Source organism: Chryseobacterium sp. Tr-659 (assembly GCF_011752975.1).
In the GTDB taxonomy this organism is placed as follows: Bacteria; Bacteroidota; Bacteroidia; order Flavobacteriales; family Weeksellaceae; genus Chryseobacterium.
Map to the genome: position 1 here is coordinate 78,442 of NZ_VWWP01000002.1, position 15,216 is coordinate 93,657.

Genomic DNA, 15,216 nt, shown 5'->3' on the forward strand with positions numbered 1-15,216 from the left:
TTTAACTTGAGAAGTAATAAACAATCACGAATGATTTTCGATAATTATAAAAAATACGGTGAACTTTTTCAAGTAGACGTAGAACATTTTGATGAGTTTTATAGCCTGCTCAAAGATACACCGCTTTTAAAGTCCGATTTTTTTCTGAAACAGGGCGAAAAATGTAAATATCTGGGTTTTATTAAAAAAGGAACCGTCAGATGCTTTTATATTAATGACCAGGGACGTGAGATTAACTTCGCATTCTATTTTGAGAATGATTTTTTCACAGACTATGAAAGCATATTGTGCGATACTGTATCCAATATGAATATCCAGGCTCTGGAAAATTGTGAGATCTTGCTGTTGAGTAAAGATCATCTTCAGGGATTATATAAAAAAGAAGCCTACTGGCAGCAATTCGGGCGCATGATGAGTGAAAAAATTTATCTGGATGCCAAAAAAAGGATTGATGATCTGTTGTGCTTCTCACCCGAAAACCGATATTTAAATCTTTTAAAAAAAGAACCATTACTTTTTCAGAAAATAGCCCAGAAACACATTGCCAGCTATCTGGGAGTAACAGAACAGTCTCTCAGCCGTATAAGGGGCCGTATCATTAATTAACTTAAGTTAACGCCCGCAGAAATTTTAGAACGTAGCTTTACCATCATCAAATTTTAATATTATTAATCATTATGGAAAAAAAAGACCTTACCATTATTTTGGTACACGGAGCCTGGGGAGATGGCTCACACTGGCAGTATGTTATTCCTTCGCTTGTAAAAGCCGGATATAAAGTAAGAAGCGTTCAGAATCCTTTGACCTCTTTGCAAGATGATATCAATAAGACTAAAGATCTCATTGATGCGCAGGAAGGAAATGTTCTTCTGGTAGGACATTCCTACGGAGGTGCCGTTATTTCCGGAGCAGGAAATCATGACAAAGTAGCCGGGCTGGTATACATTGCGGCTTTTGCACCGGATGCAGGAGATAGTCTTGGATCTCTGTTAGGAAGAAGAGAATCTCCGGGAGGAGCCAGTATTTATCCTGACGATAAAGGATTTCTATGGATCAAATATGATGAATTCCATTCTGCTTTTTGTCAGGATCTCGACAGCGAAAAGGCTTTGGTAATGTCTTTGTCACAAAAACCTATTCACGGTCAATGTTTCGGAGATATTGCAGGAGAACCGGCATGGAAAAAAAGACCAAGTTGGTATCAGATTTCAGAAAAAGACCGCATGATTCCTGCAGAAACAGAAAAAGAGATGGCAGAACGTCTTGAACCCAAAAAGATAATTTCTTTAGATGCCGGACACGCTTCACTAGCTTCACATCCTGAAGAAGTTACTCAATTGATTTTAGAAGCTGCTGCTGCAGTTTAAAATTTAAAATATTTACAAATAGACTGGAAAGCCTTGGGAATTTTATGTAATTTCACAAGGCTTTTTTTGAATACAATAATTAAATATAAAATGGTTAAAAGAATTGTTGTCAATATCAGAGCAGAAGATCTTTCAAAAGCTGATCATTTTTATCAGGAGATCTTAGGATTGGATGTTCTGATGGATCACGGCTGGATCAAAACTTTCGGTAATGATGAAGAAGCCAGAGTTCAGGTCAGTTTTGCTGTACAAGGAGGAAACGATACTGAAGTTCCCGATCTGTCCATTGAAGTGGATCAGGTAGAAGATGTTTACAATAAGATGAAAACGGCAGGTTTTGAAATATTTTATGAACTGACTGATGAAGAATGGGGAGTCCGCCGGTTCTTTGTGAAAGATCCGTTCGGAAAACTGATTAATATACTTTCTCACCAATAAAATCATTTACTTATGAAAGCAGAACGGATTATTCCTATCCTCAGAATTTTCGATTATCAAAAGACAAAAGAATTTTATGTAGACTGGCTGGGATTTGAAATTGTCTGGGAGCATTATTTTGCCGAAAATACCCCTGTTTATATGGAAGTGAAAAGAGAAAATATCATTTTCCATTTAAGCGAACATCATGGAGATGGAACACCTGGAACGAGAGTGGCTATATGGGGAGAAGGAGTTCCGGATTATCATAAAGAACTCATCGGCAAAAAGTATAAATACAACCGTCCGGCCCTTGAAAAAACATTCTACGGGGCGGTATCCTTTACTGTAATTGATCCATTTGGGAATAAGATTACATTCGAGGAAGAATTTGATGAAGAAAAACATAAAGGTCTGGAATTCTATTCCATTCACTGATCTTAGCTTTTTATCATAAATGGTAAAGTTGATTCAGATCATGAGTATTCCGGAATATTAAAACTAACTTTGTTCTTTCAATTTTAAAGATGAAACGTTCAGGAACTGCAGATTTACCGTTGCACTATGGCAAAGTACCGCCATGGCTGTATGAGCGCATGTCTGTGCTTGGGCTTTCCATTGTTGAAGTTATCCTTATGGATTATGGTAAAGATGAGGTGCTGCGCCGGCTGGCTGATCCGTTCTGGTTTCAGAGTTTTGGAGCTGTAATGGGGATGGACTGGCATTCTTCAGGGATTACGACTTCTGTGATGGGCGCTTTGAAACGTTCCATTAATCCCAACTCACAATCTTTAGGGCTTTATATTTGTGGGGGAAAAGGTAAATTTTCAAGAGAAACACCGGCAGAACTGATCCGTATTGCTGATCAAACAGGGTTGAACGGAACAGCGCTCGTAAGGGCAAGTAAACTTTCTGCAAAGGTTGATAATACAGCTATTCAGGATGGTTATCAGCTTTATCTTCATAATTTTATTTTGTCTGATAATGGAAACTGGAGTGTTATTCAGCAGGGGATGCATGAATCGGATGGCACGGCAAGACGTTATCATTGGCATTCTGAAAATATCACTTCATTTGTAGAAAAGCCTCACACAGGAATCAATGGAATTTCCAGGGGTAAGATTCTGAATCTTACAGATGCCGAAGCTTCTGAAAACCGAAAAGGGATCTTGGATATTTCCCATACAGATTCAGCAGAAGTAATGAAAGATTTTTCAAGATTGATTCTTCCTGCTCATCATGATGTCCGGGCTTCTGATGTAGACTTGAAACGGCTGGGGGCGCTTTTATATGTTACGCGTGAACAGCAGCCTGAGAACTTTGAAGATTTACTGATGCTGGAAGGAGTGGGACCAAGAACTATGCAGTCGCTGGCGTTGGTAAGTGAAGTGATTCACGGGGCTCCGTCAAGATTTGCCGATCCGGCCAGATTCTCTTTTGCTCATGGAGGAAAAGACGGACATCCTTTCCCTGTTCCTACTAAAACATATGATGAGAGCATCAGTATTCTCAGAAAAGGAATTGAAAGATCCAAGCTGGGAAATTCTGATAAACTGAACTCTTTGAATAAACTTCACCAGATCATTGCTAATGCAGAAAAAGATTTCACTCCGGATTTTGATATCCAGGAAGTAATTGAAGAAGAAAGACAAAATTCGTGGCGGTTTGGTGGTAAAACTGTTTTTGGTGATGCACAAAAACCGAACCCTCCTAAACCAATACAGCTGTCTCTGTTTTAAACAAAAAGATCCTTATTTTCTTTTAAGGCTTATTATTCTTAATAATATAAAGTCTGTTTTAATTTTAAACAGCTTTATAGTTAAATATCTATATAATCATCCCCATTCTGAGGAAAGGTGTCCAATTGAAGATCTGATAGTACATTAAAAAAAATCTTAATCTATTGTTTAATTGTTTAAAGTTAAAAAAATCATATAATATCAGTTTGATATGTGGTATTTGATCATAATTTGAATGATTTGTTTATTATTTATTTTCCTTATTTCAATTAAAAAATTTATTTTTAAAGACTTAAAAAAATTAACCTGATGACCAATAAAGCCTTAGAAACCTGCTATGATTTTCCATTTTTTCTTCAGGAAGAGCTGGATGAGATATTTCAGGCCCATGAAAAGACATCATTTCAGAAAGGAGATTTCATTCTTGAAGAAGGGAAAACAGCTAATGAATATTATATTCTTGAAAAAGGGTTGGCTCGTTCATTTGTAAATGATTTCAACGGAAATGAGGTAACTACACATTTTTTTGTGGAGAATGAAGTGATTATTGAGGTATTATCAATGTTTCAGAGAATACCGTCTCAGGAAAATATTGTTTGTATTACAGATTGTGAATGCTGGAAGCTGGATTATGATACTTTTCAGGAATTATTCCATAAAATCCCAAACCTCAGAGAATGGGGAAGATCATGGATGTCTAAAGAACTTTTTGATTATAAACAGAGATCTGTAGAAATGTTCACGCTTTCTGCAACCAAGCGATATCTCAATCTTTTAGAGCAAAAATCAAAAGTGATACAATTTGCCCCTTTAAAGCAGATTGCTTCTTATCTGGGGGTAACAGACACTTCTTTGAGCCGTATCCGTAAAGAACTGGTATCTCATCCCAAGAAAAATTAAATCTTGCCTTATGGCAAGTAGACTTTCACTAGACCTTGGTAATTTTGGATTATAATTTAACACTAAAATTACAAAAAATGAAAGTCAACCAAATTTATGTCAATCTACCCATAAAAGACGTACAGAAAACCCGAGATTTCTGGACCCAGCTTGGATTCTCCATCAACGAACAATTCTCAGATGACAAAGCAGTGTGTGTAGTAATGAAAGAAGATCATATTTACACCATGTTTCTAAAGGAAGAATTCTTCCAAACCTTTACCAACAGACCTTTGGCCAAAGGCGATACTACACAGGTGCTTCTTGCAATTGGTGTAGACAGCCGTGAAGAGGTAGACCAGATTGTAAATACAGCTATTGAGAACGGAGGTTCAAAGTATAGCGAATCTATGGATCATGGATGGATGTATCAAAGTGCTTTTGCAGATATCAACGGACATCAGTGGGAAGTAATGCATGCGGATATGTCCAAATTACCGACAGAGTAATCCAATATAACATGCCATCACATATGGAAACAAAAACGAATGAGATAGAACTGGTGAAAAACCAGGCAGCGGTTACTTTTCAAGTAGTTTCTTTAAATATTGAAGGAATTACTCATGAGGAATCAATGATTTTTCCTAATAATGAAGCCAATTGTATGAATTGGATTCTAGGACATTTAATTTACATCAGAAATGCTTTCCTGAATATCCTGGGAGCAGAATCTGTCTGGGATGCTGAAAAATTTTCATATTACAACAGAGGAGAAATTGCTTTGGACAGGCAAAGTGAATTTGTGAATTTTGAAGACTTAAAATCCTATTTAAAAGAATCTCAGGATAGATTGGAAGCTAAACTAAATACTCTTGAAAGTTTTGCGCCGGAACAGGTTAAGGATATTTCCACACTTTGTTTCCACGAAATCTATCACACCGGGCAATTCGGTTACCTTCGAAGAATCTTAGGGAAACCAGGAGCTATAAGATAATCTTATCAAGTTAGATCCTAGTAAGAAAATACTGAATATACCCGTGTAGTTGGTAAAATCTGTGGGAATATAATAATTTCTGATTTCTAAAAACAAAAAAATGGACACACCAAAATCAAAAAAAATGGAGCTCGTTATTCCGGCTTACAGAATGCATACCCAAAGTTTTATGAACGTTCTGGAAGGCATTTCGGAAGAAGATGCTTTGAAAAGAATTGAAAATAAGACCAATCATATTGTATGGATGGCAGGGAACTTTGTAAATATGCGGTATGGTCTAGGCTGGGTGCTTGGTTTACAGGAAGAAGATCCGAACAGCGGCCTGTTTTTTCAGGGGAAAGCACTGGATGAAAGTTTTACCTATCCAACGCTAGCTGATCTGAAGAAAAATTTTCACGATATTTCTCCTAAAGTTTATCAGAAACTGTGGGAAGTAACAGATGAAGAGCTGGATGAGATCTTCGAAATAGGGATGAATATTCCGTTTATAAAAGAAACAAAACTCAACTTTGTAGGCATGAGTATCGGCCGTGAAGACTATCTCTGCGGACAAATCGGTTTGATGCGGAGAATTTTAAACTATCCGGGAATGAAGTATGATGTGGATGAAAATCTTAATTATTAATTATGAGTCCGGTAGAAAAAGGATATAAACACGTTAACGGAATTCAGCTGTATTACGAGATCTACGGTGAAGGAGAGCCATTGGTACTTATTCATGGCGGAGGTTCATCCATATTATATGATTTTACAGAAGTAATAACAAGACTGAACGGGAAGTTTAAGCTCATCGGAATTGATTTACAGAACCATGGCAGAAGCGAGCACCGTGATATTCCCGAGACATTTGAACAGGATGCTGATGATGTTGCCGCACTTTTAACAGCGCTTAACATTAATAAAGCTTCATTCTGGGGATTCAGTAATGGCGGAAATACGGTTTTACAAATCGGATACCGCCACCCGGAAATTGTAGAAAAACTGGTGGCAGCTTCAGCATTTTATAAAAAAGAAGGAATGATGGACGGCTTTTTTGAAGGAATGATGGAGGCAACCTTTGAGTCCATGCCGGAACCGTTAAAGATCAATTTCTTACAGATCAATCCGGACTTTTCAAAACTGGAAAATCTCTTTGATAAAGACTGCAAAAGGATGCAGACTTTTGAAGACTGGGATGACAAGGTTTTGACTTCTATACCATCGCCTATATTATTCATCAGTGCAGATAAAGATGTGATGAAGCCGGAGCATACCGTAGCCATGTGGCGGCTGGTGAAAGATGCACAGCTTATTATTCTTCCGGGAACACACGGCGCTTATATGATGCCTGATTTTGATGGAAGTATAGATGAAAATCTAATCAACTTTACTGTTCAGGAAGTAGAAAAGTTCTTAAACAGTTAAAACAACAGAAACATTAAATTTTCTCATAAGATGGGATATTTGTGTCATTCATGAACATATTAGTATTTAAAATAAACAATAACATTTAAAATTAAAAATCATGGCTAAATTAAATCCGTACCTGAATTTCAACGGAACTGCTGAAGAAGCGTTCAATTTTTACAAATCTGTATTTGGAGGAGACTTTCTGGGAGAAGTTCACAAAATGGGAAATGCACCCGGAACAGAAAATCTTTCAGATGAAGAAAAAAACAGAGTGATGCATATTGCGCTGCCAATTGGTGGAGATCTTTTAATGGCTTCAGATATTGTACCCGGTTTTGGACAGACACTTACTGTGGGTAATAATAACTATGTTTCCATTTTTCCTGAATCCAGAGAAGAAGCGGACAGACTTTTTAAAGGACTTTCTGAAGGAGGAAATGTAGAAATGCCGATTGAAGACCAGTTTTGGGGAGATTATTTCGGAAGCTTCCAGGACAAATATGGTGTTCATTGGATGGTGAACTATAATGATCAATACACAAAATAATCCTATATTTAACTAATCATTAAAAAGAGGTGCCCACTTTCGGGCAGCTCTTTATTCAAACATAAAAAGATAGAACTATGGATCCAATCAAAATAGATATTACAATTTTAGCTCCGGTAGATAAGGTTTGGGATTATTTCAATGAACCCAAACATATTACAAAATGGAATTTTGCCCATGAAAGCTGGCAGTGCCCTAGTTCTGAAAATGACCTTAGAGTAGGAGGGAAATTCAAAAACAGAATGGAAGCCAAAGATAAAAGCTTCGGGTTTGATTTTGAAGGAGTTTACGATGAAGTTATTCCTCACGAAAGAATACAATATCACATGGAAGACGGAAGAAAAGTAGAAGTGGTATTTGATAAAATAGATGAAAACACAACGAAAGTCATTGAAATTTTCGATCCGGAAAAACAAAATTCAGTGGAAATGCAGAGAGATGGCTGGTATGCTATCCTCAACAATTTCCATAAGTATGTTGAGAATCACTAACAATATTTTTTGTAGCCATGATCAATTTAGTTATCATGTCAAAGAGTTTAAATTCCATTTATGCTGTTAATTATGACCTTACAGAAGGATTCCTTCAGGGCGTAATTGCTATACCTGCAAGAAGAGCTTTGGAAAAAGAAAAAATAGATTCTTTGGAAAAATTATCAGATTATTCTGAAAAAGAAATTATGCAGATGCATGGTTTTGGGAAAAATACGATGATGAAACTGAAGAATTATATGAAAGAAAATCAGGTATGCTTTAAAGAAGCATAGAAATATATAAAAAACACATTTTTTGCGGCAGTAGATTTCTCCTGTCTTATGTTTTCTTTGCCATTGTCATTGCAGATTTTAAGGAAGACAATTTCAATGGATGGAAAAAAATTAAAAGCTTAAAGACAGTATATAAAAAGATTTTTATCCTTACGTTGGTCTTACAGGAAAAAAATTGATTATACAGTTGTTATATCAGCTCATTAACAAGAAAATAATACTTAAATCATATCAATCAAATAAAATTTAAAACGATGAACAACGATATTTTTCCATGTCTCTGGTATGATGGAGATGCCAAAGAATCCGCAGAATTTTACTGCAAAGTTTTTAACGGAGAGATCACAGCTGATACTCCGGTTGTAATGAACATTGATGTGTTCGGACAAAGGCTGATGCTGTTAAACGGAGGGCCTCAGTTTAAAAAGAATCCTTCCATCTCCTTCATGGTGATGTGTGAAACTGAGGATGAGGTTCAGACGTATTGGGATCAGCTGTTAGACGGAGGTATGGCTCTAATGGAGCTTGGGTCATATTCATGGAGCAAAAAATACGGATGGGTACAGGATAAATATGGAGTAACATGGCAGCTGTATTTAGGTGAAAATTCAAGTGATCAGAAAATAGTTCCTACTCTGATGTTCATTCACCAGAATAACGGAAAGGCCAAAGAGGCAATGGAGCTTTATACCCGGACTTTTCCTAACTCAAAAATTGGAAATATCCTGACCTATGGAGCAGGAAGTGAAGGACATGATTCTCCAGAACCAGCGGAAAATGTCCAGCATGCTCAGTTTGTAATCAATAATTACAGTTTATTTTGTATGGATAACTCTTACGATCATCAGTTTGATTTTAATGAAGGAATATCATTAGTGGTAATGACGGATGATCAGCAGCAGACCGATCACTACTGGAATTCCCTTACTGCAGACGGAGGAAGAGAAAGTATGTGCGGCTGGCTGAAAGATAAATACGGATTAAGCTGGCAGATTGTTCCTAAAAGACTGATTCAGTTAATGAATGATTCTAATCAGGAAAAAGCTTACCAGGTAGTACAGGCTATGATGAAAATGCAGAAGATCATCATTCAGGATTTAGAAGATGCTTATCATTCTTAAACCCGGTTCGGCGTATTGTTTGATGTAATTTAGTGAAGAAAGTTATCTTTAAAAAAGTGAAAATGCCAACTATTTAACATCTTAAAATAAGAATATGGAACAATTATCATACGAAATAGAGATCAACGCAGAGCCTGAAAAAGTATGGAGTGTTCTCTGGGGAGACATTACTTACAGACAGTGGACAACAGCCTTTACAGAAGGTTCTTTTTACGAAGGAACTCTCGAAGAAAATAATATTATTAAATTTTTTGACCCAAAGCATAACGGAATGTACAGCAGGGTTGAAAAAGTAATTCCCAACCAGGAAATAAAATTTCTGCATCTGGGAGAAATTTATGATGGAATTGAAGTCCCTCAGGATTGGGGAGAAGCCACAGAGGCTTACTTTCTCGAAGAAAATGAGGAAGGAACTTTATTGAAAACAGAAATTCAGACACCCGCTGAGTTTAAAGATTTTTTTGAAGAAAAATTTCCCAAAGCACTGGCCATTATAAAACATCTTTCGGAAAACCAGCTTTAATATGGTAATCGGTTTTGGAATAAAGCTGATATTAAAGTAACAGACAACACCTAATCAACTGTAAAATGTTAAAATATGGAAACTTTATCATACGAAACAATAATTGATGCCCCTCGGCAAAAAGTCTGGGATATTTTATGGAGTCCTGAAACTTATAGTGAATGGACTAAATATTTTGGTGCCGGATCTATCATGAAATCCGATTGGAAGGTAAACGGAAAAACCTATTTTCTGAATGCTCAGGGCGAAGGAATGGTTTCTACCATAGACAGTCTGGATGAACCTAATCAGGTGGTTTTTAAGCATCTTGGTGTGGTAAAAGACGGTGTGGAAGATATCCACAGTAAGGAAGTTATGGAATGGAATGGCTCCTTTGAGAAATATTTCTTAATCGATTTTGACGGCAAAACAAAACTCCACGCTGAAGTCCAGGTTGAAAAACAATGGCAGGATCATATGAATACAGGGTTTACAAAAGGATTGATGGTGGTGAAAAGCCTGGCAGAAGGTGTAAATTTGAGTTCTGTATAAAAATGTAATTTTGATGCTTATCGGGCATGTGATCTTATCTTATTCAATTATATATTTTTTCCGCATCGTAAAAAAATGAAATTATTAACAATCCTTTTTGGAACATTTATACTTGCTTTGCTTGGAACACTGGTGTTCCAGGGAAAAGCTGATTTTTTATTTTCCGGAAATCTGGGGATGGCAGTTTTTATCATCTTTACGGGTTTTTCACATTTTAAATTCCAGAAAGGAATGGCGATGATGATTCCTGATTTTATACCGGGAAAAATGTTCTGGGTATATTTTACCGGAGTTTTGGAAATTGCAGCCGGCATAGGTCTTATGATTCCGTCTTTTCGTGAGATCACAGCAGTTTTATTAATTGTTTTCTACGTGCTGGTTTTTATTGCCAATATCAATTCATCCAGAAAAAAAATCAATATTTTCAAAGCAGATTATACAGGGCCGGGAATGAGATATCTCTATTTTCAAAGAATTCCCATGCAGATTATTTTGATCGTCTGGACCTGGTATTTCGGAATTCATTTACAGTAAATTATAAAGACAGCCAACGAATGGCTGTCTTTTTTTATTTTGGAAATATTAAAAAAAATGTTAAATAATGTAACGTTTTATTGGGTTTGTATGTCTTATATTATAAAAGTGCGGTCTTTTTTATTGATTTAAAATAGAAGTACTTTTTGAAACCAACCTTAAAGCATAAGTTATGAATTTTAATTCCAAAATTTTTGGTACAGCTTATATTGTACTATCCACTATTATGATTAATGCACAAAGTTCTACAGCCAAACTGCCGGGAGATCCTACTTTACCTTCTTCTAAAGCTAATATTGAGAAGCTTATTTCATATGATAAGGGAAACTTCAAATATAAAGTGGAAGATTACTTTGCAAGACCAAAAGCCTCAGCATTTAAAATCTCTCCTGATGGGAAATACCTTTCCTATAAAGAAAAAGATCAGGAAAAGAAAAACCATGTGTATGTAAAAGATCTCGCTACGGGAAAGATCACTAAAGCTATTGTAGAAAAAGATGATCTCATCCGGGCTTATGGATGGCTTAATAAGAAACGTCTTTTCTATACCCAGGACAGGGGCGGAAATGAAAATATTCATTTGTATGCAACGGATGTAGACGGAGGAAATCAAAAGGATCTGACACCATTTGACGGCGTTAAAGTGGGATCAATTATTCCTATAAAGGATACTGATTTTGTTATTGTCACCATGAATAAGAACAATAAACAGATCTTTGAGCCTTTTAAAGTCAATTTCGTTACAGGAGAAATGACTCAGTTGTACGAAAATAAAGACGTTAACAGCCCTATTAATGATTATATTTTTGATAAGGATGGAAATCTGAGAGGGTACAGTGTTCTCGAAAACGGATTGACAACAAAAACATATTATAAAGATCTGCAGAGCGGGAAATTTAATCTGATTAAATCTGCAGACTGGTCTGATACCTTCGGTATTATAGAATTTAATGAGAATTCTAAAAATAAAGATGAAGCTTATGTGGTAACAAACCTGGATGGTGATAAAGCAAGGATTGTGCTCTATGATCTTAAGAAAAATGCAGTAATCAAAGAAGTGTATTCCAATCCTGTATATGATGTGAGCTCAGTAAGTACTGCCGGTAAAAACAGAAATTATGAATTGGATTTTATCAGCTATGAAGGGGTGAAAGGAGAAACAATTCCGGTAAGTAAGTTTTATAAAGAGATTGATGATAAATTAAAATCTCAATTCAAAGACAAGGAATTTTCAATTGTTTCTTCTGACGATAATAATGATAAACTTTTGGTTGTTGTAGCGAGTGATAAACTATATGGTACTTATTACGAATATGATACAAAGACCAAACAAACGAAACTTCTTTACAACCTGATGCCGCAGCTTAAGGAAGAAGATATGGCTGAAATGAGGCCTATCGAGTTCAAAAGCAGAGACGGAATGACTATTCACGGATATATTACTCTGCCTAAAGCAGCGTTGGAAGGCAAAAAGGTTCCGTTGGTGGTTAATCCGCATGGCGGCCCGCAAGGAGTAAGAGACAGCTGGGGTTTCAATCCGGAAACGCAGTTATTTGCAAGCAGAGGTTATGCTACACTTCAGGTGAATTTCAGAATTTCGGGAGGATATGGAAAATCATTTCAGAAAGCCGGTTATAAGCAAATCGGAAGAAAAGCGATGGATGATGTGGAAGACGGAGTAAAATATGCGATCAGCCAGGGTTGGGTAGATAAGGATAAAGTAGCCATCTACGGAGGAAGCCATGGAGGATATGCTACTTTGATGGGGCTTATCAAAACTCCAGATCTATATGCTTGTGGAGTAGACTACGTTGGGGTTTCCAATATCTTTACATTCTTTGATTCATTTCCTGAATACTGGAAACCTTATAAAGAAATGGTAAAACAGATCTGGTATGACCTGGATAATCCTGAGGAAGCTAAGATTGCGAAAGAAGTTTCACCAGTTTTCCAGATTGATAAGATCAAGAAACCTTTGTTTGTAGTACAGGGAGCTAATGATCCAAGAGTGAATATCAATGAGTCTGATCAGATTGTAAAGGCAATGCGTGCCAAAGGATTTGAAGTTCCTTATATGGTAAAATATGATGAAGGACACGGATTCGGGAAAGAACCCAACAGAATTGAACTGTATAAATCGATGTTAGGATTTTTTGCGGAAAATTTTAATAAATAACTATAATCTTATATTGCATGGAAACGGAAGGCTGAGGTCTTCCGTTTCTTATTTGAATAAAGAGCAATAGTTTTAAAAAGACAAAATTTTTAATTTAAAAATGCGGTCTGGAAATCCGGCGCTGTTTTTTAGTCTATTATTAAACGATATCCGGTAGCTCTTATATTGATAATACTAATTCGGGAATCTTCAGAAAGTGTTTTACGGAGTTTTGATATAAAAACATCAAGGCTTCTTCCGTTGAAGAAGTTATCATCACCCCATAATTCCAATAAGGTTTCCTTTCTTGGGAGAAAATTGTCTTTATTGGTAGCTAAGCGATAAAGTACCTCTCCTGAACGAGGGGAAAGAGAGACGGATTCTCCTTTGTTGCTTAATTTATAAGTAGTAGGATTATATTCGTAAATTCCAACAGTAATTATTTTTTTTTCAGTTTGAATAGAAACGGCAGAAGGTTTTTTCAATAACCTGTTAATTCTTGCGGTCAGCTCTTCCAGATTAAAAGGTTTACGCATATAATCATCAGCTCCAATGGAAAATCCATGCAATACATCTTCAGTAAGAACCCGGGCGGAAAGGAGAATAAACGGAATTGGGTTACCCTTTTCTCTTATCTGCTTGAGAAAAGTATATCCGTCCAATTTAGGCATCATTATATCTGCGAGAATGAGATCAAATTCATGGTTGGCAATAGCTTCCAATCCTTCGGCTCCATCGTTTACCCATTTTACAGTAAATCCTTTTCTGGATAGCAGGTCAGTAGTAACTTCACCCAAATCGGGATCGTCTTCCAAATATAATATCTGAGGTTTATTCATAAGCTGGCATTCTGATTTCCATAGTTGTACCTTCTGTTTTTTCTTTTAGCACTGTAATGTCACCGCCTTGGTTTTTCAAAGATCTTTTTACAAAACTTAATCCCAGGCCAAATCCTTTTACATCATGGGTATTGCCCTGAACAATTCTAAAATAAGGAGTGAATATATCTTCCCTGTATTTTTCAGAAATACCAATACCATTATCTTTTATTCTGATTATAATAATCTGTTTATGTTTTTTAGCTGTAATAATGATCTGAGGTGCTTTTTCGGAATATTTAAGTGAGTTGTCAATTAAATTTAAAAAAACCTGTTTCAGTTGTTTAAAATTACCTTTAACTGAAATACTCTCTGGTATATCTTCAAAGATAATTTCAGCCTGTTTTTTTAATATAATACTTGACAGATCTTTCTGTACTTCCTGAAATAAAAATAATAAATTTATACGATCTAAAGTTAGTTTTTCAGTGTTATTTTCTGCTCTTGCATGTTGTAGTATCGTATCAACAAGTGAAGAAAGCTGACCTGTTGCCCTCTGGATAATGGCTGCATATTTTCTTACCGTTTCCGGTTCTTCTGCAATATGATATCCTTCCAGCCCTTCAGCAGCAATCGTTATGGTGGAAATAGGAATTTTCAGCTCGTGAGTCATGTTTTGGGTGAAAACTTCTTTGTTTGTGAGCAGTTTCTGATTCAATGTCAGATTACGGAAAAGAATAAGCATTGTTCCTAAAAAGAGAATAATATACAACACTGAAAAAATGATAGACCAAAGCATCTTGTGGATGATGATAATGCGGGCTAAGTGATCAATATGTATACTATAGGTACTTTTGTTATCTAATAGCGCCACCGGCTCAGTTGTATCATTCTTCAGGACCGAACGGCCGGCAGGGTAAGTTCTTATAAGCTTTTCATTTTCATGAAAATAAACCGTTATATTTTCAGAGGAAAGCTCAGGAATAGCAGATTTTATTTCGGTATAGAGGATATAATCCATTTTGTTTTTATAAATAGCATTTACTTCTTTTTTTTGAAATATCATGCTGTCAATCTTTGTATTTGTTTTAGGTTTTGTTTTTTTGATTTTCCCAATCTGTCTTTTCTCGGTAAATATTCGGTTATTATTAATAGACCTTATTTCTTCAAAATATATTTTTTCTGATCCAAAAATCGAATCTTTTTTCTTAGAAGAAAGAGGAAGACTGTGAATAAGCCGGTTCACCAGTATTTGGGTCATTTCAAACTTTGTCTGATCCAGATATTCTTTCTTTTTATTCTTAAAATTATTCCACAGCCAATATCCCTGAAATGTAACAACTACAATACTGGTTATTATAAATAATGTTTTTCCATAATGGACAAATAATTTATTCATAAGAATTATTTAACAGATCGAAATTAACATATTATAG

20 protein-coding genes are annotated in these 15,216 nt (G+C 35.9%); 18 read left to right on the top strand and 2 right to left on the bottom strand.

Annotated features, from left to right (window positions below; all coding sequences use genetic code 11):
* Nucleotides 1-30 precede the first annotated feature (30 nt).
* The 18 genes from F3J23_RS04590 to F3J23_RS04675 all read left to right on the top strand — a co-directional run bounded on the left by F3J23_RS04590 (nt 31) and on the right by F3J23_RS04675 (nt 12,983).
* Entirely contained in the window at nt 31-606 is a 576-nt protein-coding gene (locus F3J23_RS04590) for a Crp/Fnr family transcriptional regulator (RefSeq protein ID WP_167024829.1), read from the top strand.
* 71 nt (nt 607-677) lie between these two features.
* Nucleotides 678-1,367 (top strand): alpha/beta hydrolase, encoded by a 690-nt coding sequence (locus tag F3J23_RS04595; protein ID WP_167024832.1) that lies wholly within the window; start codon nt 678-680, stop codon nt 1,365-1,367.
* A gap of 90 nt (nt 1,368-1,457) precedes the next feature.
* Nucleotides 1,458-1,805, top strand: coding sequence for a VOC family protein (locus F3J23_RS04600; protein WP_167024835.1), 348 nt, complete (start codon nt 1,458-1,460; stop codon nt 1,803-1,805).
* 12 nt (nt 1,806-1,817) lie between these two features.
* Complete coding sequence (locus tag F3J23_RS04605) at nt 1,818-2,222, top strand: glyoxalase superfamily protein (RefSeq protein WP_167024838.1); 405 nt, start codon at nt 1,818-1,820, stop codon at nt 2,220-2,222.
* A gap of 89 nt (nt 2,223-2,311) precedes the next feature.
* Nucleotides 2,312-3,523, top strand: a complete 1,212-nt coding sequence (locus F3J23_RS04610) for a DUF763 domain-containing protein (protein WP_167024841.1) — start codon at nt 2,312-2,314, stop codon at nt 3,521-3,523.
* 309 nt (nt 3,524-3,832) lie between these two features.
* Nucleotides 3,833-4,423 carry a Crp/Fnr family transcriptional regulator gene (locus tag F3J23_RS04615; RefSeq protein ID WP_167024844.1) on the top strand — a complete coding sequence of 197 codons (591 nt, stop codon included), beginning with the start codon at nt 3,833-3,835 and terminating at the stop codon, nt 4,421-4,423.
* A 77-nt stretch (nt 4,424-4,500) separates the two neighbouring features.
* On the top strand, nt 4,501-4,911 hold the full coding sequence (locus F3J23_RS04620) for a VOC family protein (RefSeq protein WP_167024847.1): 411 nt from the start codon (nt 4,501-4,503) through the stop codon (nt 4,909-4,911).
* Nucleotides 4,912-4,934: 23 nt separating this feature from the next.
* Entirely contained in the window at nt 4,935-5,396 is a 462-nt protein-coding gene (locus F3J23_RS04625) for a hypothetical protein (protein WP_167024850.1), read from the top strand.
* A gap of 100 nt (nt 5,397-5,496) precedes the next feature.
* Nucleotides 5,497-6,021 carry a DinB family protein gene (locus F3J23_RS04630; RefSeq protein ID WP_167024853.1) on the top strand — a complete coding sequence of 175 codons (525 nt, stop codon included), beginning with the start codon at nt 5,497-5,499 and terminating at the stop codon, nt 6,019-6,021.
* 2 nt (nt 6,022-6,023) lie between these two features.
* The gene (locus F3J23_RS04635; protein ID WP_167024856.1) at nt 6,024-6,800 is read left to right on the top strand and encodes an alpha/beta fold hydrolase; all 777 of its coding nucleotides are present in this window, start codon (nt 6,024-6,026) and stop codon (nt 6,798-6,800) included.
* Nucleotides 6,801-6,900: 100 nt separating this feature from the next.
* Nucleotides 6,901-7,332 (top strand): VOC family protein, encoded by a 432-nt coding sequence (locus tag F3J23_RS04640; RefSeq protein ID WP_167024859.1) that lies wholly within the window; start codon nt 6,901-6,903, stop codon nt 7,330-7,332.
* Nucleotides 7,333-7,409: 77 nt separating this feature from the next.
* Nucleotides 7,410-7,823: an SRPBCC family protein gene (locus F3J23_RS04645; RefSeq protein ID WP_167024862.1), complete on the top strand. Its 414-nt coding sequence runs from the start codon at nt 7,410-7,412 to the stop codon at nt 7,821-7,823.
* A 35-nt stretch (nt 7,824-7,858) separates the two neighbouring features.
* Nucleotides 7,859-8,098 carry a hypothetical protein gene (locus tag F3J23_RS04650; RefSeq protein ID WP_228455266.1) on the top strand — a complete coding sequence of 80 codons (240 nt, stop codon included), beginning with the start codon at nt 7,859-7,861 and terminating at the stop codon, nt 8,096-8,098.
* Between the two features lie 254 nt (nt 8,099-8,352).
* Nucleotides 8,353-9,219 (top strand): VOC family protein, encoded by an 867-nt coding sequence (locus F3J23_RS04655; protein WP_167024868.1) that lies wholly within the window; start codon nt 8,353-8,355, stop codon nt 9,217-9,219.
* Nucleotides 9,220-9,313: 94 nt separating this feature from the next.
* Nucleotides 9,314-9,742: an SRPBCC domain-containing protein gene (locus F3J23_RS04660; RefSeq protein ID WP_167024871.1), complete on the top strand. Its 429-nt coding sequence runs from the start codon at nt 9,314-9,316 to the stop codon at nt 9,740-9,742.
* Nucleotides 9,743-9,817: 75 nt separating this feature from the next.
* Nucleotides 9,818-10,273: an SRPBCC family protein gene (locus F3J23_RS04665; RefSeq protein ID WP_167024893.1), complete on the top strand. Its 456-nt coding sequence runs from the start codon at nt 9,818-9,820 to the stop codon at nt 10,271-10,273.
* 75 nt (nt 10,274-10,348) lie between these two features.
* Nucleotides 10,349-10,807, top strand: a complete 459-nt coding sequence (locus F3J23_RS04670; protein WP_167024896.1) for a hypothetical protein — start codon at nt 10,349-10,351, stop codon at nt 10,805-10,807.
* A 172-nt stretch (nt 10,808-10,979) separates the two neighbouring features.
* A complete protein-coding gene (locus F3J23_RS04675) occupies nt 10,980-12,983 on the top strand; it encodes an alpha/beta hydrolase family protein (protein WP_167024899.1) in 2,004 nt (667 codons plus the stop codon).
* A gap of 128 nt (nt 12,984-13,111) precedes the next feature.
* Here F3J23_RS04675 and F3J23_RS04680 read toward each other — a convergent pair whose 3' ends face one another.
* Together F3J23_RS04680 and F3J23_RS04685 are read right to left on the bottom strand one after the other, a co-directional pair.
* Complete coding sequence (locus F3J23_RS04680) at nt 13,112-13,801, bottom strand: response regulator transcription factor (protein WP_167024902.1); 690 nt, start codon at nt 13,799-13,801, stop codon at nt 13,112-13,114.
* Entirely contained in the window at nt 13,794-15,179 is a 1,386-nt protein-coding gene (locus tag F3J23_RS04685) for a sensor histidine kinase (RefSeq protein ID WP_167024905.1), read from the bottom strand. Before F3J23_RS04685 ends, F3J23_RS04680 begins: the two co-directional genes overlap by 8 nt.
* Between the last annotated feature and the right edge of the window lie 37 nt (nt 15,180-15,216).

What these genes read in the sequence shown, in the direction of transcription:
- F3J23_RS04590 (WP_167024829.1), top strand. Translation starts at nt 31, where the DNA reads ATGATTTTCGATAATTATAAAAAATACGGTGAACTTTTTCAAGTAGAC.
- F3J23_RS04595 (WP_167024832.1), top strand. Translation starts at nt 678, where the DNA reads ATGGAAAAAAAAGACCTTACCATTATTTTGGTACACGGAGCCTGGGGA.
- F3J23_RS04600 (WP_167024835.1), top strand. Translation starts at nt 1,458, where the DNA reads ATGGTTAAAAGAATTGTTGTCAATATCAGAGCAGAAGATCTTTCAAAA.
- F3J23_RS04605 (WP_167024838.1), top strand. Translation starts at nt 1,818, where the DNA reads ATGAAAGCAGAACGGATTATTCCTATCCTCAGAATTTTCGATTATCAA.
- F3J23_RS04610 (WP_167024841.1), top strand. Translation starts at nt 2,312, where the DNA reads ATGAAACGTTCAGGAACTGCAGATTTACCGTTGCACTATGGCAAAGTA.
- F3J23_RS04615 (WP_167024844.1), top strand. Translation starts at nt 3,833, where the DNA reads ATGACCAATAAAGCCTTAGAAACCTGCTATGATTTTCCATTTTTTCTT.
- F3J23_RS04620 (WP_167024847.1), top strand. Translation starts at nt 4,501, where the DNA reads ATGAAAGTCAACCAAATTTATGTCAATCTACCCATAAAAGACGTACAG.
- F3J23_RS04625 (WP_167024850.1), top strand. Translation starts at nt 4,935, where the DNA reads ATGGAAACAAAAACGAATGAGATAGAACTGGTGAAAAACCAGGCAGCG.
- F3J23_RS04630 (WP_167024853.1), top strand. Translation starts at nt 5,497, where the DNA reads ATGGACACACCAAAATCAAAAAAAATGGAGCTCGTTATTCCGGCTTAC.
- F3J23_RS04635 (WP_167024856.1), top strand. Translation starts at nt 6,024, where the DNA reads ATGAGTCCGGTAGAAAAAGGATATAAACACGTTAACGGAATTCAGCTG.
- F3J23_RS04640 (WP_167024859.1), top strand. Translation starts at nt 6,901, where the DNA reads ATGGCTAAATTAAATCCGTACCTGAATTTCAACGGAACTGCTGAAGAA.
- F3J23_RS04645 (WP_167024862.1), top strand. Translation starts at nt 7,410, where the DNA reads ATGGATCCAATCAAAATAGATATTACAATTTTAGCTCCGGTAGATAAG.
- F3J23_RS04650 (WP_228455266.1), top strand. Translation starts at nt 7,859, where the DNA reads ATGTCAAAGAGTTTAAATTCCATTTATGCTGTTAATTATGACCTTACA.
- F3J23_RS04655 (WP_167024868.1), top strand. Translation starts at nt 8,353, where the DNA reads ATGAACAACGATATTTTTCCATGTCTCTGGTATGATGGAGATGCCAAA.
- F3J23_RS04660 (WP_167024871.1), top strand. Translation starts at nt 9,314, where the DNA reads ATGGAACAATTATCATACGAAATAGAGATCAACGCAGAGCCTGAAAAA.
- F3J23_RS04665 (WP_167024893.1), top strand. Translation starts at nt 9,818, where the DNA reads ATGGAAACTTTATCATACGAAACAATAATTGATGCCCCTCGGCAAAAA.
- F3J23_RS04670 (WP_167024896.1), top strand. Translation starts at nt 10,349, where the DNA reads ATGAAATTATTAACAATCCTTTTTGGAACATTTATACTTGCTTTGCTT.
- F3J23_RS04675 (WP_167024899.1), top strand. Translation starts at nt 10,980, where the DNA reads ATGAATTTTAATTCCAAAATTTTTGGTACAGCTTATATTGTACTATCC.
- F3J23_RS04680 (WP_167024902.1), bottom strand. Translation starts at nt 13,801, where the DNA reads ATGAATAAACCTCAGATATTATATTTGGAAGACGATCCCGATTTGGGT.
- F3J23_RS04685 (WP_167024905.1), bottom strand. Translation starts at nt 15,179, where the DNA reads ATGAATAAATTATTTGTCCATTATGGAAAAACATTATTTATAATAACC.